Below are 18,133 nucleotides of genomic sequence, written 5' to 3'. Positions count from 1 at the left end.
CGACGTGTTATGTCGACCATATCCGCCACATCCGACGGGACCGGTTCCGTGCACCAATCCCGAACACCCCGCGGTGGTCACCGAAACGGAGGTCAGGATTCGCCGACGGCGGGCGGGTCCTCGGGCGCCCGGCAGCAGTACTCGAGCCACATCGCCGCGCACACCAACAGCACCCCGCCGATCAGACCCACGATCGCACCGGGCCGGTCCTGGTCGGCGGCCGTCACATCCTGCTGTCCGAGGAGGAAGACCAACAGTCCGGCCCATACGCCGACGGCGATCGCCCCGAGGATGGCAGATGCCTTGGCGAGGGCCAGCACTCGCGCCGCAGTGAGCGGATGCAGTTGTCCGCGAGCGCGACCCACCTCGCGGGACTCCACCCTCGACCGCACGACGAAGGCGATGACGACCTCCAGCGCGGCCAGCACGTAGAGCACGATCCCGGCCAGCAGCGGTAGCGGCGGGAAGTCGTTGTAGTTGTAGCGCACCAGAATCCACGCGGCGATCGCAGTGACCGCGGCGACGACGACGAGATCGCGGAGTCGGGTGGGTCCGAGACCGGTTTCCTCGTCGTCCTGCCCCGGACGACGTGGGTCGGGAAGTGTCATGACGCGCCACCCCCGGCCGGGCCGAGACGCTCGACGGCACGCACCGCGTCTCGTTCGGCGGCGTCGAGGGCATCGATCAGCTCACGCACCGACCGCTCCCCTTCCTGCGTCCACAGGGTGGCCTCCGGCTCGATCTCCAGCCACGGGATGAGGACGAAGGCACGCTGCGCCGCCCGCGGGTGTGGAAGCGTCAGCACCGGGTCGTCGTCGACGACGACGCGGCCGGACTCCGTCACCGAGATGACGTCGACGTCGAGAGTTCGCGGGCCCCAACGGACTTCACGGGTCCGGTCGGCGGCCTGCTCCAGTTGGGTGCCCCGGTCCAGCCATTGCCGTGCGCTGAGCGGCCCGTCGACGATCAGGGTGATGTTGAGGAAGTCGTCCTGTTCGACCCCACCCCAGGGCGGTGTGGCATACACCGCGGACACCGCCACGAGTTCGTCGGCGAAACCCTCGACCACCGACCGCAGATGACCCAGGGAGTCCCCGACATTCGAGCCGGCCGAGATCACCGCGCGACTCATCGCATGCCCTTTCGGGAACGGCGGGTCACCACCGCGACGTCGTCGAAGGTCAGCGGGATCGGCGCCGACGGCTTGTGCACGGTGACCTCGCAGGCGGAGATGCGTTCGTCGGCCATGATCGTCTCCGCGACCTCCGCACCGACCGTCTCGATCAGGTTGCGCGGCTCACCCCCGACGATCGCGGCGACCTGCTGGGCGAGTGCGCCGTAGTCGACGGTCTCGGCGAGGTCGTCAGTGTCGGCGGCGGCACGCAGATCGAGCCACAGGATGACGTCGATGAAGAAGTCCTGGCCGTCCTCGCGCTCGTGGTCGAAGACCCCGTGGTTGCCCCGAACCTTCAGTCCGCGTAGTTCGATCCGGTCAGCCATGTGACCCTCCTGCTCCGAACGTGGTGCGTGAGCCGCCCGCACGCCAGGCCTCGGCGACGGTCACGGCGTCGTAGGTGCTCGCCACATCGTGGACGCGGACGCCCCACGCGCCGGCCGCGGCGGTGAGCGCCGAGATCGACGCGGTCGCGATGTCGCGGCCGGCGGGCGGACGGTCGACGCCGTCGCGACCGAGAAGCGTGCCGAGGAAACGCTTGCGGGAGGCGCCCACGAGGACGGGGAAGCCCAGCCCGATGAAGGTCGGCAGCGCATGCAGTAGCGCCCAGTTGTGTTCGGCGGTCTTGGCGAAGCCGAGTCCGGGATCGAGGATGAGCTGGTCCGGGTCGACGCCCGCGGATACCGCGGCATCCACCTGCGCGAGCAACTCGCCGCTCACCTCGGCGACCACGTCGCGATAACCGCCGACATCACCGATGCGGTGGGTGAACCGACGGTCCGTGCTCTCGCCCGCCGGCCGCCAGTGCATCAGGATCCACGGCAGTCCCGCGTCGGCGACCACACGCGCCATGTCGGCGTCGGCACGACCGCCCGAGACGTCGTTGACGATCGAGGCACCGGCCTCGATCGCGGCGGCTGCCACGTCGGCGCGCATGGTGTCGACCGAGACGACGACCCCCTGTGAGGCGAGGGCCGCGATGACCGGGGCGACGCGCTCGGCCTCGAGGTCGGGGGCGACGCGGATGGCACCCGGACGCGTCGACTCACCGCCGACGTCGATGAGGTCGGCGCCCTGCTCGATCAGCTGGAGTCCGTGCGAGACCGCCGCGTCGGTGTCGAGGTAGCGGCCGCCGTCGGAGAAGGAGTCCGCGGTGACGTTCAGAACGCCCATCACCAGTGTCCGGTGGTTCCCACCACCGGCCGGGACCGCGCTCGAGGGTGTCATCGGGGGATCGGCCGGGGTCACCGGGTGATCAGGTCGAGAGCTTCGCCGCGGGATACCGCACTGGTCTTGAAGATTCCGCGGACAGCCGACGTCGTGGTGGTCGCCCCCGGCTTCCGGATGCCGCGCATCGCCATGCACAGATGTTCGGCTTCGATGACGACGATGACGCCGCGGGGTTCGAGCTTGCGCATGATGGCATCGGCGATCTGAGTGGTCAGGCGTTCCTGGACCTGCGGGCGCTTGGCATACAGGTCGACCAGCCGGGCCAGCTTCGACAGGCCGGTCACGCGGCCCGATTCCCCGGGGATGTAGCCGACATGCGCGACACCGTGGAAGGACACCAGATGGTGCTCGCAGGTCGAGTACATCGGGATGTCCTTCACCAGCACCAGCTCGTCGTGGTCCTCGTCGAAGGTGGTGGCGAGAACCTCGTCGGGGTCGGTGTACAGCCCGGCGAACATCTCACGGTAGGCGTTGGCCACACGGGTGGGCGTCCGGAGCAGACCTTCACGGTCCGGGTCCTCGCCGACCGCCAGCAACAGCTCGCGAACCGCGGCTTCGGCACGTGCCTGATCGAACTCCGACCGGTGTCCGTTCACCACGGTGTCGCGCCCCTCGCTGATCGTCATGCGTCAAACCTTACGAGCTTCGCCCGTCATCACCCTCACCGGCACTGTCCGGCCGGGCATTCCCGTTGTCGCCGTGCCGGCCCCAGCCGTTGGTCCCGTTGGGGGCGGGACGATCGGTCGAGGGCTGCTCCGGCGGCCATCCCGGTGCCGACCAGTCGCGCGGCGCACCATAATCCGGGCGGGTACCGCCCGTGTACGGACCACCGGGCGGCGGAGCCGACTGACCCGGGTGGGGGTACTGCGGATTCGGGTGCGTGGGAGCCGGGTTCTGGCCTCCCGGGTACTGGGGACTCGGGTATTGCGGGTTCGGGTACTGGGGAGTCGGATTCCCCGTCGGCGGGACCGGTCCGCCCTGAGCACCCGGCTCGGGATAGACCGGCGGGTAGTTCGGGACCTGACCCGGCACCTGCGAGCCACCCGGGTATCCCGCACCGACGGGCTCGGGAATCTTCGCCGCCTCCGGCGGGGGCCACGGCTCGCCGCGTTCGATGGCTAGCTCGCCCGGCGTCTTCACCGGCGGCTTGTCGCTCGGGGTCCGCTCGCCGAAGTCGTTGAACGCGGTGATCCGCGGACGCTTGACGACGTCGGAGAAGATCTTCTCCAGGTCCTTGCGGGTCAACGTCTCCTTCTCGAGGAGCTGGGTCGCGAGCACGTCGAGGGTGTCGCGGTACTCGGTGAGGATGGCCCACGCCTCCGTGTGCGCTGCCTCGATGAGTCGACGGACCTCGTCGTCGATCTCGCTGGCGATCTCCGCCGAGTAGGCCGACTGCGCACCCATCGAACGACCCAGGAACGGATCACCCTGGTCCTGGCCGTACCGCACGGCGCCCAGCTTCGCGCTCATGCCGTACTCGGTGACCATCGCGCGGGCGATCTTGGTGGCCTGGTCGATGTCCGACGACGCCCCGGTGGTCGGCTCGTGGAAGACGAGTTCCTCGGCGGCGCGACCACCCATGGCCATCACCAGACGCGCGATCATCTCCGAGCGCGTCATCAGGTCCTTGTCCTGCTCGGGCACGGCGAGGGCGTGACCGCCGGTTCGTCCCCGGGCGAGGATCGTCACCTTGTAGATCGGGTCGAGATCGGGCATCGCCCACGCGGCCAGGGTGTGTCCACCCTCGTGGTACGCCACGACCTTGCGTTCGTGCTCGCTGATGATCCGGCTCTTGCGACGCGGTCCGCCGATGACCCGGTCGACGGCTTCCTCGAGTGCTTCGCCGGTGATGGTCTGCTTGTTCTCACGCGCGGTGAGCAGGGCGGCCTCGTTGACGACGTTGGCCAGGTCGGCGCCGGACATGCCCGGCGTGCGCTTGGCGAGACCGTCGAGGTCGGCGCTCGAGTCGATCGGCTTGCCCTTGGCGTGCACCTTGAGGATGGCTCGGCGCCCGGCCATGTCGGGGTTGCCGACCGGGATCTGGCGGTCGAAGCGACCCGGGCGCAGCAGTGCGGGGTCGAGGATGTCAGGACGGTTGGTCGCGGCGATCAGGATGACGCCCGACCGGTCGCCGAAGCCGTCCATCTCGACGAGCAGCTGGTTCAGCGTCTGCTCGCGCTCGTCGTGGCCACCGCCGAGGCCTGCACCACGTTGGCGGCCGACGGCGTCGATCTCGTCGACGAAGATGATGCACGGGCTGTTGTTCTTGGCCTGCTCGAACAGGTCTCGCACGCGGGATGCACCGACACCGACGAACATCTCGACGAAGTCCGAGCCGGAGATGGTGAAGAACGGGACCCCGGCCTCACCGGCGACCGCACGCGCCAGCAGGGTCTTACCGGTTCCGGGCGGGCCGAACAGCAGCACGCCGCGCGGGATCTTTGCGCCCAGGGCCTGGTAGCGGGCCGGGTTCTGGAGGAAGTCCTTGATCTCGTAGAGCTCTTCGACGGCCTCGTCGGCGCCGGCGACATCGGCGAAGGTCGTCTTCGGCATGTCCTTGGAGAGCTGCTTCGCCTTCGACTTGCCGAAGCCCATGACACCGCCGCGGCCACCGCCCTGCATGCGGCTCATCACGAAGAAGAACAGACCGAACAGCAGGATCATCGGCAGGACGAAGATCAGGATCTGCCACAGCACCGACTGCTCGTTGACGTTCGTCGTGTACTTGGTGCCGGTCTCCTGGACCGCGTCGAAGATCTGTTCACCGGCCTGGGCGGGGTACTTGGTGCTGATCTTGTCCGCGTCGGCGTCGTCGACCTTGATCGGCGAGTTGAGCTCGATGCGCAGCTGCTGCTCGCGGTCGTCGATGCTGATGAACTTGGTGTTCTTCTTGTTCAGCTGCTCCAGCGCGACGGAGGTGTCGACGCCCCGGTACTCGCGGTCGGAGTCGCTCATCACGCTCCAGCCCCAGAGGGCGAGCAGGACGAGCGCCAGGATGGCGAGGTTGCGGAAGACTGTCTTACGGTTCATGCCAGTTGGTGGGGATTCGACCGGCGTGCGGGATCGAGTCCCGGCGCCCACTCCGTTCCCATGTCCTTCCCATCGACGTACACATTGAGGCTACCGGTCAACGATCACGCTGGTGAAACCGTTCCCGTCGGATGATCGCCGCCACGGCGCGCAGGTCATGGCGGGTTCGGGGTCTGGCGGATCAGCTGCTGTAGACCGCGGGCTTGAGGCGCCCGATGTAGGGCAGGTCCCGGTAGCGCTCGGCATAGTCGAGCCCGTACCCGACGACGAACTCGTTCGGGATGTCGAAGCCGACGTCGGCGACGCGCACCGGCGACCGGACGGCCTCGGGCTTGCGGAGCAGGGTGCACACCTCGAGGCTGCGGGGCGAACGCGTGGCGAGGTTCTTCATCAGCCACGACAGGGTGAGACCCGAGTCGATGATGTCCTCGACGATCAGGACGTCGCGGCCCTCGATGTCGCGGTCGAGGTCCTTGAGGATCCGCACGACGCCGGACGACGAGGTCGACGAGCCGTAGCTCGACACCGCCATGAACTCCAGCTGGGACGGGATCGGGAGGGCGCGCGCGAAATCGGTCATGAACATGACCGCTCCCTTGAGCACCCCGATCAGGACCAGGTCGTCCTCGATGGCGGTGTACCGGGATGCGACGGATCGGGCGAGTTCGACGGTGCGCTGCTTGATCTGTTCCTCGGTGATCAGAACAGCGTCGATGTCAGCGGCATAGGGGTCAGCGGACTGCACCTTTACAGCTTGTCATGTTTCGCGGGTCACATGGCCGACGGGTAGCACGGTCACTGGAAATTACTCGCGAGTAGGGGTTAGACCGTTTGGACGAATTTGCGGCCGCAGTAGTTTGCATGTATAACAGTCAGATAACGAACTTTAACATCGGCCCCTTGCGAAACTTTTCTTCACAATTGTTATGCCGGGTTTGTGAATGTTGGTCGACCCGCAAGCAACGTGGGTAGCAGGGGTATTTCGACCTGTGAATATGATCTACCCCAGTTCCCTAATCCCCCCTTCGGGGAACTCCCCTTCATGGAAAGAATTCCTTCATGTCAACTGAACGACAGGACGGGGCCTTGTCGCGCAAATCCACGCGCACACTGGTCGCCGTTGCCATTTCCCTTGCCGCCGTGGTGATCACGGCACTCGCCGGCACCGCTCAGGCTGCCCCCAAGCAGTTCGGGCCGGCGACCTACGATGCGAACTGGAATCAGTCGTCGCTGACCCTCACCCTGCACAATGCCTCGGCGAGCACCGAAAACGGCACGCTGACCATCCGTGATTTCGGCGGCGCGGAAGTCTTCCGTATGCCTCTCGCATATCGCATGGAGGATCGCCAGTTCCCGATCGACGCGCGTCAGGCCGGCAACAAGGTGACGCTCATTCCGTCGCGTAACAACGCGCGTTCGGTGGCGGTCAACGCGGCGGAGGTCAATAGTCTGCGGCACCAGGTCGCCGCACCGACGACGCGCCAGGAGCGGGACGACCAGGCGCTGACCCGCTTCCAGCAGCAGCTCAGTGCGGGCACGACGGTGTCGTCGCTGGTCGGCACCATTGTCGGCGCCATCGTCGGTGGCCTCATCGGCTGCATCGTCGGAATCACCGCTGCAGTCGTCGGCTGTCTCGTCGGAGTCGCACCTGCAGCCGCAGTCGGCGGCATCATCGGTCTCGCCCTCGGTGGCGGTGGCACCCTGATCGGTGCCGGCCTCCAGTACTTCCAGACGATCAACTCGCCCTTCAAGGCACCCAAGAAGTAGGTCGAAGACCTTTTCCTGACGGTCCGTCTCACCTTTCGGTGAGGCGGACCGTCAGCGTTTGACCACTACGTTCCACGACGGTCCGCACGCCCGGGTCCCCGCCGATCGCCACCTGCGCGCCCCCGTTCTCACCGACGAGCCGGTCGACCGCGGCGATCACCCGATTCGTCGGCTCGGTGGCCCCGACGTCGAGCAGCCAGCGACGGATCACCCTGGTCCGCACCGCCCTCGGCACGTCCTGCAGCGGTCCGATCTCGAGTCCGTCGACCGTGCGGGCGCTCCCCCACACCGCCCCCGCCCAGGCGTCGAGGGCGTCGTTGTCGTCCTGAAGTGCCTGTGCGGTGCGGCCCAGCGCATCCACAACGCCGCCCCGGACCACGTCGTCGAGCAGTGGCAACACCTCCGCGCGCAACCGCACCCGGGTGAACCGGGGGTCACGGTTGTGCGGGTCATGGTGCACGGCGAGTCCGAGTTCGGTGCACACCGCCAGCGTCTGCGTGCGACGTACTCGGAGCAGCGGCCGGCCCCACGGCGCCTTCCACGCGCGCATACCCGCAATGGATCGTGCCCCCGAGCCGCGTGCGAGTCCGAGAAGCACCGTCTCGGCCTGATCGTCGGCGGTGTGCGCGAGGAGGACGGGTCGGCCGTCCCGGGCGGCGTCGAGCGCGGCGTACCGCGCCTCGCGGGCGGCTGCTTCGAGGCCGCCGCGGGTCCCGACCCTGACCTCGAGCACCCGGGCGGCGGCACCGAGTTCGCGAGCTGTGTCGGCGGCCCGGGCCGCGACCCCGGCGGAACCCTCCTGAAGACCGTGGTCGACGACCAGTGCGGTGACGTCGAGTCCCGCGCGAACGGCGGCCGCGGTGAGGGCGAGCGAATCCGCACCGCCGGAGAGCCCGACGCAGACGGAGGCGTGCGGGTCGTCGAGAACGGTGGTCGCGAAATCCGCGACCACCCGCGTCACAGCACGCGTCGAATCCATGCCTGCGGCGTGTCGATCTCGTCCGGAAGCGGCATCGTCTCGGGCGAGGTCCACACCGTGTTGAACCGTTCCATGCCGACGGTCTCGACCACCTCGTCGACGAAGGCCTTGCCGCGGACGTACTGCGCGATCTTGGCGTCCATGCCGATGAGGGCGCGGATGATGCGTTGCACCGGGTTCTGCGGTGCCTTGCGGCGCTTGTCGAAGGCGGTCCGGATGCTGGCGACGGTGGGGACGTGCGCCGGGCCGACTGCATCCATCACGTGGTCGGCGTGCCCCTCGAGCAGCGTGCCGAGGACCATCATCCGCTGGAAAGCGTCGAACTGCTCGGGACTCTGCAGCAGCTGCATCGCACCGATGATGCCCTTCTCGCGGGGTTCGGAGCTCTTGAGCGCCTTGGTCATCCGCGTGACGATCTCGGTGGTCGACTCACCGGTCTCGGAGGTGAGGACGGCGACGTTGTCCTGCATGTAATCGCGCAGCCACGGATTGGCCGAGAACTGGACGCGGTGCGTGACCTCGTGGAGGCACACCCACAGACGGAAGTCCGACGGGACGACCTTGAGCTGGCGTTCGACGTTGATGATGTTCGGTGTCACGACCATCAGCACGCCGGGCTCACCGGTCTCCGGGTCCGGCGTGAACGGGTCGTACTGGCCGAGGATGGCCGTGGAGAGGAAGGCGAGCAGACCGCCGGCCTGGACCCCGCCGAACTTGGCCGCGAGGCCGGGCGAGGTCATCTCGAGACCGGCCTCCGATCCCAGCATCGATCGCATCGAGACCGAGGCCGCGTCGATCCACCCCGACCGGTCCAGGACTCGGGTCGTCGGAATGCGGAGCCCGTCGGCGAGACCGGTGACCTCGCGGACCGGTGCCTCCGCACGCGTCGCCGCGTCGGCGAGCTCGGCCTGCGCGGCCTCGTAGGTGTAGGCCGTGGTCTTGGGACCGGGACGGACGAGCCGTTTCGCCGTCGACGCGGCGAGCGTCCAGTCGATCTGCGAGCCGATGCTCAGGCGGGTGTCGTCTCCCACCCGCTCGACCGCGGCCTTGCTGTCGGTTCCTGACATGCTCATCGGCACCCGCACTCTCTGAGTTGACCCACCACGGCGTCCAAGGCGGGTCTCGCGTCCGCCGGCGAGGTGCCACCGGACATGAGGGCGAACGACAGCACGCGGCCATCGATCGTTTGGACTATGCCCGTCAACGAACTGACGCCGGTGAGTGTTCCGGTCTTCGCGCGCACCCATCCGGCACCGGGTGTCGTGGCAACCGGGAAACGGTCGGCGAGTGTGCCCGTACCGGCGGCGATCGGCAGACCGTCGAGCATCGGTCGCAGCTTCGGATGCGAGGCTCCGCTGGCCGCTGTCATCACGGCGTCGAGCAGCGCAGGCGTCGTGCGATTGGCGTAGGAGATGCCCGACGCGTCGGCCAGCGTGGTGCCCTTCCACTGGTCGGGGAAGGTGGTCGACAGGACCTGCCCGATCGCGTCGACGCCGGCGGCAAGGGTCGCGGGTCCGCCGCGATGCACCGACAATTCGACCGACAGCGTCTCGGCGAGCACGTTGTCGCTGTAGCGGAGCATGTCGTTGACCCGGGTCACCAGCGGTGCGGACTCCACCTTCGCCACGACGCGGTCGCCGGCGGGTGCGGACGCCTCGGTCACCGGCGCATCGACGCCGAGCGCTGCGGCCAGAGCCTCGCCGGCCATGATCCCGGGCGTCGCAGACCGCGGCGAGTACTCGTCGAGCGGTTCGAGGCGGCCGCCGTCGACCATCAGCGACTCAATCGGTGCGATGTCGCCGCCCTGGATGTCCCGACGGTCCCAGGTCCGGTCCATCGTCGGGCCGGAGAAGGCACTCAGGTCAACCGCCACCGAGGTGACCGGGATGCCGGCCTGTTTGATCTGCTCGGCGAGGTCGGCGATGCGGGCGGGTTCGCTGTAGAAGGTGTCGGCATCGGCGGGCTGCGCGGTCAGGGTCGGATCGCCGGCGCCCTTGAGGATCACCTGTCCGTTCGACCCGGCGACAACCGTCGTGGTCAGGCGCGCATCGTGCGGCATGGCCTCGAGGAAGGCCGCGGCCGAGAGCACCTTGTCGTTCGACGCCGGGATGCGCGGACGGGTGGGGTTGCGCGACCACAGCACCTCGCCGGTCAGCGAGTCCGAGATCATGCCGCTCAGGACGCCGAGCGCCGGATTCCGCAGCGCGGGAGCGATCGCCTGGGACACCCCGGCCGGGGTCGGGGCCGGAGCGGTGGCGGCGACCGGGTCGATCTGCGGGTCGAGGGAGATCGCGGCGGGCTGCGGCGGGATACCCGGCGGCAGCTCGGCCTCCTTGTCCAGGCGGAGCGCCACGACCACGGCGGCGGTCGACACCAGCGCGAGGACCACGACGGCGACGATCGTCCACCAGAGGAGTCTGCGACTGCGGGGTCTGCCATCACGACCTGCGGGTCTGGTGGTTGCGCCCACGAAGCCTCCGGATCTCTCGCACTGCCCTTACCGATACTGCACTGACCGACCGATACGCCACTGGCCGAAATGTCGGATATGCGCGACCCGAGGATCCGAAACACCCGCGAACTGCGGGGGTACGAAGCCCGAGGTCGTGGGACTAACAGTATCGTTGTTGCGACGCGCGGCCATCTGGGCCGTCCGGCGATCACACCCCCGATCCGCAACTGCCAGGAGGAACAGTGGAATTCGATGTGACCATCGAGATCCCCAAAGGTGGCCGAAACAAGTACGAGGTCGACCACGAGACGGGGAAGGTCTACCTCGACCGCTACCTGTACACCTCGATGGGCTACCCGGCCGACTACGGCTACATCGACGGCACCCTCGGCGAGGACGGCGACCCGCTCGACGCGATGGTCCTGCTGCCCGAGTCGGTTTTCCCCGGCATCATCGTGCGCGCCCGCATCGTCGGCATGTACACGATGACCGACGAAGCCGGCGGCGACGACAAGCTGCTGTGCGTGCCCGCCGGTGACGTGCGCTGGGACCACATCAAGGACATCTCCGACGTGTCGGAGTACGAGCTGGGTCCGATCTCGCACTTCTTCGAGCACTACAAGGACCTCGAGCCCGGCAAGGAGGTCCAGCCCGGCGGTTGGGTCGGCCGGGAAGCCGCCGAGAAGGTGGCCCAGGAGGCCATCGACCGTCTCGCCGCTCACCCGCACGACGCCAACGAGCCCTCGCGCGGCTGACGCCACCCGAGCAGTCGTTCACGACCGCCGACGACACACGCTGTCGTCGGCGGTTCGTGTTCTCCGGGGTGAACCACAATCGCCGCCTCCGGCCACATCGCCACGTACAGAAGGCGATCGTGAGCCGGCGGCGGCGATTCTGCGTTCGGTCTGGCCCGAAACCTAGGCGACCCGGTGGCGCACGTCCGCGAAGACCGGGAGCACCTGCTCGCGGATTCGACGGTCGGTGGCCGACCCGTCGATCGGGACCAGGATCACCGCGTCGGCGACCTCGGCGGCATAGACGTCGCGCAGGAGCGTGATCAGGCCGTGGGTCGTGCCGACGTAGCGAATGGTATCGGAGTTGTCGGTCGCGGCTCCGGCCTGCGCAACGGCGGCACGTGCCGATGCCGCGTGCGGCGCGATGGCCACCTCGACCTCGAGGGCGACGACGAAGTTCGCCTGGTCATGGGTGCCGGCCCGCAGCAGCGAGCGCGCCCGCTGGGCGTCCCGCAGGGTCTCGCGACGCACGACGATCGGGAAGGTCTGGGCGACGGCATCTCCCGCGATCGCGACCTGGAAGCCGGGACGGCCGATGGTGACGGCGTTGCGCGGTGTGTCGAGTTGGATGGTCATGCGGGGTACCCCTCGTCGAGTTCTGGTCGGGTGGTGGTCGTGGTGGCGCAGAGCGTGCCGAGTGCGTCGAGCAGGCGGTCGATGTCGTCGGAGGTGGTGCCCGCACCGAAGCTCGCGCGGACGGCACCTTCGGGATGGCCGAGGCGTTTGAGCAGCGGGTGGGCGCAGAACTTGCCGTCCCGCACACCGATTCCGTGCTCGCTGCTCAGATACTCGGCCGCGACCCGCGGTGCGACGCCGTCGACGGTGAAGCCGGCGATGCCGACGCGGTCGGTCGAGTCGGTGAAGATCTGCAGCGGACGTACGCCGTCGATGTGGGCGAGACCGGCGTCGAGGCGTTCGCAGAGCCGGAGTTCGTGGAGGCCGATGGCCTCCGGGCCCAGCTCGGCCAGCGCGGCGCACGCCTCGGCGATCGACACGGCGCCGAGCACGTTCGGCGAGCCGGCCTCGTGGCGGGCGGCGCCGGTGTGCCAGGTGGTCCCGGCCGAGCTCTCTCCGCCGCCCAGCTCGACGTCGGCGGTCGCTCCCCCGCCGGCGAGGTACGGGTCGGCGGCGTCGAACCAGTCGGACCGTCCGATCAGGACGCCGGCACCGAACGGTGCGTAGGCCTTGTGACCGGAGAAGGCCAGATAGTCGATGCCGTGGCTGACGATCGAGATGGGGCGATGCGCGACGAGCTGCGCCGCGTCGACCAGGATTCGCGCCCCGTGGCGATGGGCGATCGAGGCGAGCCTGCTGATCGGCAGGACCTCGCCGGTGACGTTCGACGCAGCGGTCACCGCGAGCAGCGACGCCGGCTTCGAGGCGAGTTCGGACTCGATCGCGACAAGGGTGTCCTCGATCGTGTCGCAGGCGGTGACCACGCGAGCCCGATTCCGACCGTCCTTCGGTGCGCACCACGGCAGCAGGTTGGCGTGATGCTCGATGTCGAGGACCACGACGTCGCCGGGCGTGATGTGGGCTGCGAGGTTGATCGCGTCAGTGGTGTTACGGGTGAAGACGACGGTGTCGTCGACGCGGCCGCGGACGAAATCGCGCACGGTCTCACGCGCAGCCTCGTAGCGACGGGTGGTGACCTGCGATAGGTGACCTGCACCGCGGTGCACGCTCGCGTACTCACCGAGGGCGCCGGCGACCTGCGCGGCCACTGATGCCAGCGCCGGGGCGCTCGCCGCGTAGTCGAGATTGGCGTAGCTGACGCTGTGTCCGGCGGCGACGGGAACCTGCGCATCCGCACCGACAACCGGTGCGAGCGCGGGGATGGAGGGCGCCCGGTCCGGGATCGCGGGCCCCGCGGCACGGGTCGGGCGGACGATGGTGACGGGTGCCGAGAGCACAGCAGTCATGACAAGAACTCCTCGAGAATCCACACTTGCCGCATTCGGGTTCGAACGCAGCCAGGTCGTCACCCGGAGCACCCCACCGTGGAGGAGGGTTGCCGACCAGCGAGCCGGGGCTTGTCACTGGCACTCATGACCTGCGACAAGGTTCGCGGATCCCGGAGAAGGGTGTCAATTTAGATTCACCGTGATTCCTAGTTAGGACAGGCTTACCTGTACCCTGGCTGTCGTGTCATCGAGTGAGGTCTTCGTGTTGTCGCGTCCGCACGGCACCGTGCGGGGCGAAGGGGTGGTCCGGTCGTTCACCGACGTCGACGAGGCGTCCGCCGCGCTACGGGCGGGCGAAGTCGCGTCGCTGACCGGCGCGATCCCCTTCGATGTGCGCGACCCGGCGGCATTGATCGCCCCCGCACGACTCCGGACCGGCGAAGCACCGCTGCCCGGGACCGGCCCGCTGTCGCGACGAGCGATCTCGACCGTGCTCCACCCCGATGCCGACGAACATCGCGAACGTGTCGCGCACGCGATCAAGCGCATCGTCGCGGGCGACGTCGGAAAGGTGGTGCTCGCGCGCAGCGTCGATCTCGTCCTCGACGAGGGGGTCCGGCCCGACGAGTTCATCGACGCCCTGGCCGGCGGCAACGCCGGACACAACGCCTTCGGCGTGGATGTCGGCGCCGCGACGGGTTCGGGCACCTGGCTGGTCGGCGCGAGTCCAGAAGTCCTGCTTCGCAAGTCGGGTTCGACGGTGACCTGTCACCCATACGCAGGTTCGGCGGCGCGGTCGGCCGACCCCGCCGTCGACCGTGCCACCGCCGACGAATTGCTCGCTTCGGCAAAGGATCTCGCGGAACACGCCTTCGTCGTCGACCACCTGCGCGAACGCCTGGGACTTCTCTGCGACGACATCGACGCGCCGTCGGAGCCGAAGCTCGAGTCCACCGGCGAGGTCTGGCACCTGGCCACCCCGATCCGCGCAACACTCCGCGACCCGGCGACCACCGCCCTCGATCTCGCGCTGCTCCTCGGCCCCACTCCCGCGGTGTGCGGAACCCCGAGTGATGTTGCCGCACAGATCATCCGGGACGTCGAGGGCGACCGCGGTTTCTACGCCGGCGCGGTCGGCTGGTGCGACGCCGCCGGCGACGGCGAGTGGATGGTGACCATCCGCTGCGCCGAACTCGCCGCCGATGGTCGGAGCCTGCGCACCTGGGCGGGCGGCGGCATCGTCGAACACTCCGACCCGCAAGCGGAACTGGAGGAGACCGCGTTCAAACTGCGGACCGTGCTGAACGCGCTAGGGATCGCGGAGCTGCCCTAGCGCTGTGTGAACCCACCATTTTTCGGCAAACCCAGCACCCCGAGGGGTGGTGGCTCTGCCGAAAAGGGTGGGTTTACCCGTCAGCCGAGCGCCTGATCCAGGTCCGCAAGCAGGTCGTCGATGCCCTCGAGGCCGACCGAGAGGCGGACGACCGAGTCGCTGAGACCGATCGCTGCCCGTCCCTCGGGCCCCATCGCGCGATGCGTGGTGGTGGCCGGGTGGGTGATGAGCGACTTGGAGTCACCGAGGTTGTTGGAGATGTCGATGACCTTCAGCGCGTTGAGGACCTCGAAGGCGCGCTTCTTGCCGTCGATGCCGTCGTGGTCGTTGAGCTCGAAGGTCACCACGGTGCCGCCACCGGACATCTGGCTCTTGGCCAGCTCGAACTGCGGATGCGACTGCAGGAACGGGTATTTCACCCAGCGGACGCGGGAGTCGGCTTCCAGGAACTCGGCGATGCGCAGGGCCGAGGACACCGAGGCGTCGACGCGCAGGCGCATCGTCTCGAGACCCTTGACCAGCGTCCAGGCGTTGAACGGGCTCAGCGCCGGACCGGTGTGGCGCATCAGCTGCTGCACCGGGCCGTCGACGTACTCCTTGGTGCCGAGGACGGCACCACCCATGACGCGACCCTGACCGTCGATGTGCTTGGTGCCGGAGTAGACGATGACGTCGGCGCCGAGATCCAGGCCGCGCTGAAGCAGCGGGGTGGCGAAGACGTTGTCCAACACCACCTTCGCGCCCGCGGCGTGGGCCAGCTCGGACACCTTGGCGACGTCGACGAGGGTCTGCATCGGATTCGACGGGGTCTCGAAGAAGATCGCGGTGGCGGGCTTGGACAGCGCCCGCTCCCACTGTTCGAGGTCTTCGCCGTCGACGAACTCGGTCTCGACGCCCCAGCGCGGCAGGATCTCGTTGCAGACCACGAAGCACGAGCCGAACAGGCTGCGGGCGGCGACGAGCCGGTCGCCGGCCTTGAGCAGCGCACCGAGCGCCACGAACACCGCGGCCATACCGCTGGCGGTTGCGAAGCAGGCCTCGGCACCTTCGAGCTGCCGCAGTCGCTCCTGGAACATGTGGACCGTCGGGTTGCCGTAGCGGGAGTAGACGAATCGCTGGTCCTCGCCGGTGAAGGCACGCTCGGCGGCCTCGGCGGAGTCGTAGACATATCCGCTGGTCAGGTACAGCGCCTCGGCGGTCTCATAGAACCCGGAGCGGGCAAGGCCGCCGCGGACGGCGATGGTGTCGGGCGAAAGACCTTCCGGCAGTTCATAACCCACGGACAGATCAGGACTCACGATTGCCTCCACGGCAGGTTTTCGGCGCGCCATCCCGACGCACCTCGATGATCGTTCTCGTCGAGGGCACCCTCGAACCCGTCGACCACGTTGTAGGCCTTGCCGATCCCGTCGGCGGTCGCCGCCTCGGCCGCGCCGATCGATCGGTGCCCGGAGCGGCAGAGGAAGATGACCTCGTGGTCATCGGTGACCCCGGCGCTGCGCAGCTGCTCGACGAACTGCTCGTTTCGACGACCCTCGGGGAATGTCGTCCACTCGGCGAAGATCGTGCGCTTGCCCAGTATCTCGAGGTCGGGGACGCCGACGAAGGACCATTCGGCCTGCGTCCGACAGTCGACGAGGACCGCGTCGGGGTTGTTCTCGAGCTTTTCCCACGCTTCCCGCGGGGTCAGGTCGCCGGCATAGGTCATGAGGAGCACACCTTCCATTCGCCGTTCTCGCGCACCACGGTCGTATCCACGACCTTCTTGTCATCGGGAGTGTTCTTATAGTGCCAATGGACCTGCGCGGTCGCCCGGTCACCGTCGACCACCAGGTCGGTGATCTCGGGGATCTCGATGGGGCCGTTCGCGTCCAGGGACGCCTGGTTCTCGGCGAGGAATCGGGCCTCGGAGACGAACTCGACCTTGTTCAGGTCCGCATCGCAGGTGTTCGCCCGGTACTCGGCGTAGTTCGGGCCGTTGCGCGCCGTGTACTGGTCGTTGATCGCGTACTGGACCAGCGCGTCGTCGCTGACGCGGTCCTCGGGCGGACGCGAGATGTTCGACAGGACGATCCCGAGGGCGAGGAGCGCGACCACACCCGCAGCGGCGAAGAACGGCCAGGCGTTCTTCCAGTTCGGCGGTGTCTCCTCGACGAGGGCGGCGTCGACGTCGTCGTCCGACCCGGCCTTGCCGAGGGCAGGCTTCCTCGGGGACGCGGCACCCCGCGAGGTGTTCCGGGGTGCGGCGCCCTTACCGGTGGGCTTGTCGGGGCCCCCGCCTGCAGCTTTGGCCATGGCGCGAAGTGTAACGACAGTCCTGGTGTGACCTCCGTCCGGCTTCTCCGGCCTCCCGTACCGAATCGCCGGGGCAGGAACTTCCGTGATCCGTAAGTAAGGTGGACCTCACTGCTTCCGTCGACCGGCGAGGACCCTCATGCGTCTGCACACCCACCGACTGTCCGGACTCCTGCTCGCGCTGGTCGCGACGGCTCTGATGGTGACCTCCTGCTCGGCCCCGGACGAGGGTGTCGCCGACGATTCGGCACGGGTCCCCGCCCCGGAGGCCGGCGCGATCCCGGTGACACTGCAGCAGGTCTACGCACCGGCGGTCGTGGAGAAAGCCCCCCAGCGGATCGCCGCCCTGGGGGTCGGCGACGCCGACACGTTGCTGGCCCTCGGCGTCATGCCGACGACGATCGCCCCGTTCGCCGATCCCGACCAGTCGAAGGCGCCGTGGAATGCCGAACTGATCGGCGACTCCCAACCGGTGGTCCTCTCCAACACCTCGGCGGCCCTCGGGAACGAGATCCCCAAGGCGCTCGCCACGAGCCCGGACCTGATCACCGCCGTCGGCGCCGACCCCACCCGCGACCAGTTCGATCTGCTCAGCAAGACCGCACCCACCATCCTCCGGCCCGCCCAGTACAAGCCCTGGCAGGTGCCGTGGACCGCGCAGACCATCCAGATCGGCACCGCGATCGGACAACCCGACCTCGCCCGACGCAAGGTCGGCGAGACCGAGTCCTTCCTCGCGGGCATCCGGGCGAAGAACCCGCAGTTCGCCGGAAAGACCGCCGTCGTGGTGACCGCGAGCCCCACGGGCGGGGTGTCGGTGTACGGACCCGAGGACGGTCGCGCGCAGACTGTCGCCGGCTACGGCCTCACCTTCCCGACCGCCCTGCGCGATGCGATCACCAGCGGTTTCTACGGCGAACTGCCTGCCGAGAGCCTCGACCGGCTCGACGCGGCCGACGTCGTCGTGGCCGTCGACTGGGAGGGCTCGAACGACAAACTGCGGTCGAATCCGGCGTTCACCCGCCTCGAGGTGGCGCGGTCGGGACGTGTCGCCTACCTGTCCCAAGAGGTCGGCAGCGCGATGTCGGTGCCGACCCTGCTGACGATCCCGTGGGTGGCCGGTGAAGCCGTCGGTCCCCTCGCCGAAGCAGCCGGCTCACGCTGACGCGCAGGAC

Annotated in this window: 19 protein-coding genes and 1 riboswitch; of the genes, 4 read left to right on the top strand and 15 right to left on the bottom strand. The window is 68.4% G+C overall.

Annotation, left to right across the window (positions count from 1 at the left end; genetic code table 11):
• Nucleotides 1-92: 92 nt before the first annotated feature.
• From M1L58_RS17180 to hpt, 7 genes are all read right to left on the bottom strand, one after another.
• Nucleotides 93-608 carry a DUF3180 domain-containing protein gene (locus M1L58_RS17180; protein WP_248659813.1) on the bottom strand — a complete coding sequence of 172 codons (516 nt, stop codon included), beginning with the start codon at nt 606-608 and terminating at the stop codon, nt 93-95.
• Nucleotides 605-1,132, bottom strand: coding sequence for a 2-amino-4-hydroxy-6-hydroxymethyldihydropteridine diphosphokinase (gene folK / locus M1L58_RS17175; RefSeq protein WP_248659812.1), 528 nt, complete (start codon nt 1,130-1,132; stop codon nt 605-607). Before folK ends, M1L58_RS17180 begins: the two co-directional genes overlap by 4 nt.
• Nucleotides 1,129-1,500: a dihydroneopterin aldolase gene (gene folB, locus M1L58_RS17170; RefSeq protein WP_006867987.1), complete on the bottom strand. Its 372-nt coding sequence runs from the start codon at nt 1,498-1,500 to the stop codon at nt 1,129-1,131. The genes folK and folB overlap by 4 nt, the downstream gene beginning before the upstream one ends.
• Nucleotides 1,493-2,401, bottom strand: a complete 909-nt coding sequence (gene folP, locus M1L58_RS17165) for a dihydropteroate synthase (RefSeq protein WP_374112740.1) — start codon at nt 2,399-2,401, stop codon at nt 1,493-1,495. The genes folB and folP overlap by 8 nt, the downstream gene beginning before the upstream one ends.
• Nucleotides 2,402-2,418: 17 nt before the next feature.
• Nucleotides 2,419-3,030, bottom strand: a complete 612-nt coding sequence (gene folE, locus M1L58_RS17160; protein WP_005197834.1) for a GTP cyclohydrolase I FolE — start codon at nt 3,028-3,030, stop codon at nt 2,419-2,421.
• Between the two features lie 10 nt (nt 3,031-3,040).
• Nucleotides 3,041-5,434, bottom strand: a complete 2,394-nt coding sequence (gene ftsH, locus M1L58_RS17155) for an ATP-dependent zinc metalloprotease FtsH (RefSeq protein ID WP_248659811.1) — start codon at nt 5,432-5,434, stop codon at nt 3,041-3,043.
• A gap of 181 nt (nt 5,435-5,615) precedes the next feature.
• On the bottom strand, nt 5,616-6,179 hold the full coding sequence (gene hpt, locus M1L58_RS17150; protein WP_248659810.1) for a hypoxanthine phosphoribosyltransferase: 564 nt from the start codon (nt 6,177-6,179) through the stop codon (nt 5,616-5,618).
• A 314-nt stretch (nt 6,180-6,493) separates the two neighbouring features.
• On the opposite strand from hpt, the gene M1L58_RS17145 reads away from it, so the two are divergent.
• Complete coding sequence (locus M1L58_RS17145) at nt 6,494-7,201, top strand: glycine zipper family protein (protein WP_248659809.1); 708 nt, start codon at nt 6,494-6,496, stop codon at nt 7,199-7,201.
• Nucleotides 7,202-7,229: 28 nt separating this feature from the next.
• Here the strand turns inward: M1L58_RS17145 and tilS are convergent, their stop codons facing one another.
• From tilS to dacB, 3 genes are read right to left on the bottom strand one after another with little or no spacing between them, the layout of a single operon-like run.
• A complete protein-coding gene (tilS, locus tag M1L58_RS17140; RefSeq protein WP_248659808.1) occupies nt 7,230-8,180 on the bottom strand; it encodes a tRNA lysidine(34) synthetase TilS in 951 nt (316 codons plus the stop codon).
• A complete protein-coding gene (locus tag M1L58_RS17135; protein ID WP_248659807.1) occupies nt 8,159-9,253 on the bottom strand; it encodes a zinc-dependent metalloprotease in 1,095 nt (364 codons plus the stop codon). Before M1L58_RS17135 ends, tilS begins: the two co-directional genes overlap by 22 nt.
• Nucleotides 9,250-10,569 carry a D-alanyl-D-alanine carboxypeptidase/D-alanyl-D-alanine endopeptidase gene (gene dacB, locus M1L58_RS17130; protein WP_248659806.1) on the bottom strand — a complete coding sequence of 440 codons (1,320 nt, stop codon included), beginning with the start codon at nt 10,567-10,569 and terminating at the stop codon, nt 9,250-9,252. The genes M1L58_RS17135 and dacB overlap by 4 nt, the downstream gene beginning before the upstream one ends.
• 305 nt (nt 10,570-10,874) lie before the next feature.
• Here dacB and M1L58_RS17125 point away from each other — a divergent pair, with 305 nt between their 5' ends.
• Nucleotides 10,875-11,387, top strand: coding sequence for an inorganic diphosphatase (locus M1L58_RS17125; RefSeq protein WP_006867978.1), 513 nt, complete (start codon nt 10,875-10,877; stop codon nt 11,385-11,387).
• 162 nt (nt 11,388-11,549) lie between these two features.
• On the opposite strand, the gene M1L58_RS17120 is transcribed toward M1L58_RS17125, so the two are convergent.
• Nucleotides 11,550-12,002, bottom strand: a complete 453-nt coding sequence (locus tag M1L58_RS17120) for a hypothetical protein (RefSeq protein ID WP_248659805.1) — start codon at nt 12,000-12,002, stop codon at nt 11,550-11,552.
• Entirely contained in the window at nt 11,999-13,348 is a 1,350-nt protein-coding gene (locus tag M1L58_RS17115) for an aminotransferase class V-fold PLP-dependent enzyme (protein WP_248659804.1), read from the bottom strand. The genes M1L58_RS17120 and M1L58_RS17115 overlap by 4 nt, the downstream gene beginning before the upstream one ends.
• Before the next feature lie 17 nt (nt 13,349-13,365).
• A riboswitch (SAM riboswitch) is annotated at nt 13,366-13,480 on the bottom strand.
• A 112-nt stretch (nt 13,481-13,592) separates the two neighbouring features.
• Between M1L58_RS17115 and M1L58_RS17110 the strand changes: the two genes are divergently transcribed.
• Entirely contained in the window at nt 13,593-14,663 is a 1,071-nt protein-coding gene (locus M1L58_RS17110) for an isochorismate synthase (RefSeq protein ID WP_248659823.1), read from the top strand.
• A gap of 80 nt (nt 14,664-14,743) precedes the next feature.
• Here M1L58_RS17110 and M1L58_RS17105 read toward each other — a convergent pair whose 3' ends face one another.
• Genes M1L58_RS17105 through M1L58_RS17095 form a run of 3 tightly spaced genes read right to left on the bottom strand, consistent with a single transcriptional unit; the run spans nt 14,744 to nt 16,958 of the window.
• Nucleotides 14,744-15,961, bottom strand: coding sequence for an O-succinylhomoserine sulfhydrylase (locus tag M1L58_RS17105; protein WP_248659803.1), 1,218 nt, complete (start codon nt 15,959-15,961; stop codon nt 14,744-14,746).
• Entirely contained in the window at nt 15,958-16,371 is a 414-nt protein-coding gene (locus tag M1L58_RS17100) for a rhodanese-like domain-containing protein (RefSeq protein WP_006867973.1), read from the bottom strand. The genes M1L58_RS17105 and M1L58_RS17100 overlap by 4 nt, the downstream gene beginning before the upstream one ends.
• Nucleotides 16,368-16,958 carry an Rv0361 family membrane protein gene (locus tag M1L58_RS17095; RefSeq protein WP_006867972.1) on the bottom strand — a complete coding sequence of 197 codons (591 nt, stop codon included), beginning with the start codon at nt 16,956-16,958 and terminating at the stop codon, nt 16,368-16,370. The genes M1L58_RS17100 and M1L58_RS17095 overlap by 4 nt, the downstream gene beginning before the upstream one ends.
• A gap of 139 nt (nt 16,959-17,097) precedes the next feature.
• Between M1L58_RS17095 and M1L58_RS17090 the strand changes: the two genes are divergently transcribed.
• The gene (locus M1L58_RS17090) at nt 17,098-18,123 is read left to right on the top strand and encodes an ABC transporter substrate-binding protein (protein WP_006867971.1); all 1,026 of its coding nucleotides are present in this window, start codon (nt 17,098-17,100) and stop codon (nt 18,121-18,123) included.
• Nucleotides 18,124-18,133: the final 10 nt, after the last annotated feature.

The sequence above is a fragment of the Gordonia sp. C13 genome (genome assembly GCF_023218005.1).
In the GTDB taxonomy this organism is placed as follows: Bacteria; Actinomycetota; Actinomycetes; order Mycobacteriales; family Mycobacteriaceae; genus Gordonia; species Gordonia namibiensis.
The sequence above is the reverse complement of the archived record's forward strand: the minus strand, read 5'-3'. Positions and strand labels throughout refer to the sequence as shown.